The organism is Mesorhizobium sp. M2A.F.Ca.ET.067.02.1.1, from assembly GCF_004023285.1.
In the GTDB taxonomy this organism is placed as follows: Bacteria; Pseudomonadota; Alphaproteobacteria; order Rhizobiales; family Rhizobiaceae; genus Mesorhizobium.
This window is the reverse complement of record NZ_RZSB01000664.1, coordinates 1-3,361: the sequence shown is the minus strand read 5'-3', so window position 1 is coordinate 3,361 and position 3,361 is coordinate 1. Positions and strand designations below refer to the sequence as shown.

General features: G+C 62.9%; 2 protein-coding genes and 1 pseudogene. All 3 read right to left on the bottom strand.

What is annotated here, in order from left to right; genetic code table 11:
• A pseudogene (locus tag EOA28_RS29600) lies at positions 1-529 on the bottom strand (hypothetical protein); the annotation flags it as partial.
• Complete coding sequence (locus EOA28_RS29595; protein ID WP_127250782.1) at positions 526-2,061, bottom strand: undecaprenyl-phosphate glucose phosphotransferase; 1,536 nt, start codon at positions 2,059-2,061, stop codon at positions 526-528. The gene EOA28_RS29595 and the pseudogene EOA28_RS29600, both read right to left, overlap by 4 nt.
• 98 nt (positions 2,062-2,159) lie before the next feature.
• Positions 2,160-3,290 (bottom strand): glycosyltransferase, encoded by a 1,131-nt coding sequence (locus EOA28_RS29590; RefSeq protein WP_127250781.1) that lies wholly within the window; start codon positions 3,288-3,290, stop codon positions 2,160-2,162.
• Positions 3,291-3,361: the final 71 nt, after the last annotated feature.

Sequence of the window (3,361 nt, the reverse complement as noted above, 5' to 3'; positions counted from 1 at the left end):
GGAACGGCCCGAACACGTTCGGGTCCTGGAACGCGCCGGCGGCGCGGTCGTATTTGGTGAACATCTCCGCGCCGGGAAAGGCATGGAAATAGCCCGCGATGCCGAGCAGCGACGTCGCCACCGCCGATATGACATAGGCGATGAAGATCAGCCGGTAGAGGCTAGGCTGGACCGAGGTCACCGAGGCGAAGAACACCGCGCTGAAGGCCAGGAACAGCGAGACGGCGAGATAGAGCGGCGTGTTGGCGAGATCCGTCATCTGCGTCATGGCGATCATGCCGCCGATGTTCATCGCCACCAGAAGCACCAGCAAGGGAACGATCGCGCGCGAGATTCGAAGGCCGAACAGCGCCCAGACCGCGATCAGCCCGGCCATGTAGATTTCGTAGGGCGCGGGCTCGCTGATGACGAAGCCGGAGAGCAGGATACCGATGGCGATCGCGGCCGACGCGATCAGCGAGATCAGCTTCGCATTGACCGCCGACGCCGGCAATGCCCACGGCTGCAACTCATGGGCGACGGCGCTCAATAGGCGTTTTCCGTGTTGAGCAGGCGGATCGGCGTCAGGAACAGGATGCGCAGATCGAACAGCATCGACCAGTTCTCGATGTAATAGAGGTCGTATTCCGTGCGCATGCGGATCTTTTCGTTGGTGTCCATCTCGCCGCGCCAGCCATTGATCTGCGCCCAGCCGGTGACGCCGGGCTTCACCTTGTGGCGGGCGAAATAGCCGTCCACCACCTCGTTGTAGAGCAGGTTGTGCGACTGGGCGGCGATGGCATGCGGGCGCGGCCCGACCAGCGACAGCGAGCCGAAGAGCGAGTTGAAGAACTGCGGCAGTTCATCGATCGAGGTCTTGCGTATGAAGCGTCCGACACGGGTGACGCGCGGATCGTTCTTGGTCACCGTCTGCTTGGCGGTCGGGTCGGACCTGTCGGTGAACATCGAGCGAAACTTGTAGACTTCGATGATCTCGTTGTTGAAGCCATGCCGCTTCTGCTTGAACAGCACCGGCCCCTTGCTGTCGAGCTTGATGGCGATCGCCGTGGCGAGCATCACCGGCGAGAAGAGGATGATGCCGACAAGCGAGAAGACGATATCGAAGGCGCGCTTGGCGACCGAGTCCCAGTCGTTGATCGGCTTGTCGAAGATGTCGAGCATCGGCACGGAGCCGATGTAGGAGTAGGCGCGGGGCCTGAACTGCAGCGCGTTGGAATGCGCCGAGAGCCGGATATCGACCGGCAGCACCCAGAGTTTCTTGAGCAACTGCAAGACGCGCGATTCGGCTGTCAGCGGCAGCGACACGATCAGCATGTCGATGCGCGCGATGCGGGCGAATTCAATGAGCTCGGAGATCGTGCCGAGCTTCGGATAGCCGGCGACGATCGGCGGCGAACGCTTGTCGTTGCGGTCGTCGAAGATGCCGCAGATGCGGATGTCGTTGTAGGGCTGCTTCTCGACCGAGCGGATCAGCTGTTCGGCGGCCTTGCCGCCACCGACGATGAGGGCGCGGCGTTCCATGCGGCCATCGCGCGCCCAGCGCCGGATGAGGCTGGACATCACCAGCCTCAGGCCGAAGATCAGCACAAAGCCGACCACGAACCAGGTGCCGAACAGCAGGCGCGAATAGTCTTCCGAGGCCTTGATGGCAAAGGCGGTCAGCGCCATCAGCGCGAAGCTGCCGGCCCAGACAAGCAGCACCCGGCTGAAATTGGCGAGGGGGCGCATCAGCGCCGCGATCTGGTAGCAGTCGGTGACGTCGAGCAGCACCACGGCCAGGAACGATGTCGCCGCGATCGCCAGCGGGTATTGCCAGGCCAGATAATTGAAGAAGCCGACATAGTAGAAATAGACGCCGAGCCCCGACAGGAACAGCAGAGCGAACTCGACCATGCGCAGCACGCCGCTGACCATGATCGGCGACATGGTATCGCGCCGGTATTGCGACGCGACCTGGCGCGCCACATCGTTGATGCCGCCGGGCTTTTCGCTTTCGGCGGGAGCGTCGTAGTTGCGCACCGCATCCATCGAAAAGCGGCGTGCGGGGTCGATCTCATTCATGGGAACTGTCCGCGAGCTTCGCGCAATTGCTTAGCAAAAGAGAGCTAAGAAAGGCTTGAAACAACCCGTGGTTTTGAAGCTGTTGTGCGGTTGCGGACCTACTTGCTCAGCGCCGCGAAATAGGCCTTCTCGATCTCGGCTGCCATCACGTCAGAGCCGAAATGCGCCTTCAGCTCGTCGGCCTGTGGCATCGCCTTGCGGTACGCATCCATGTCTTTGACCGCCATGCCGATTTTGCTGGCAAGCTCGACGGGATCCGGCCGGATCAAGGCAGGGGAGCCATCGCCGAAGATTTCCGGAATGCCGCCGACCGCGGTCGCGATCATCGGCATGCCGGCGGCCAAGGCCTCGAGCACGATATAGGGCATCGCCTCCGCGCGCGACGGAACCACTACCAGCTCAGCCAGGGCGAAAGCTTCCCTCGCCGGCATCGGAGGCAGGAAGCGAACCCGGTTCTCGAGGCCGAGCCGCTCGACCTGAGCGTGGTAGCGCGGCAGGTCGTCGCCATCGCCAACCATCACGGCGCTCAAGGGGCGTTCAAGCTCGCTGCCGGCCAAAGCCAGCGCATCGATGAAGATATCCGGACCTTTCAGGTCGCGCATCATGCCGATGTACAGGAAATCGGCGGCATTGATCGCCGTCGTCACCGATTCGAATTCCGCGGCGCGCAGGCCGTTATAGACGAGCCGGTTGGGTATGGGCGGCTCGCCGACCTTGCGCCGATACGTTTTCCGCTCATAGTCGGAAACGAACAGCAGGCAATCGGTGAAGCGCGCCATGAAGCGCTCCAGGCCGAAGAACAGCTTTCCCGTCGCCGTCGTTTCGTCATAGTGGAGAGAGCCGCCATGCGGCGAATAAAGGCGGGCCACGCGAGACCTTGAAACCCGCAACAGTGAGCCGAACAGCCGGGCATAGGCGCCACCCTTGGCGCCATGCCCATGCAGTACGTCCGGCCGCAATTCCTGGATGATTCGATAGGTGCGCCAGGCCGAGGCGAGGTCGCCCGGCCCGACATGACGCTGCATCGGCGTGCGATGGATGCCGAGCGCGAGGCTGTCCTTCATCGCCTCGAACAGCCGCTCCTCGAAGTCGCCGCCGGTCGTCGAGTCGCAGACGATGCCCACCGCATGGCCGGCGGCGACCTGCGCCTCGGTCAGGTCGCGCACATGCCGGAAGATTCCCCCGACAGGTGAGCGGAAGCAGTGGACTATCCTGAGATTCACCGCCACGCCGGATTTTTCAGAACAGGCGTTCGCGGACGTAGACGGTGTCGCCGGGCAGCAGCGGATCGGATGTAAGC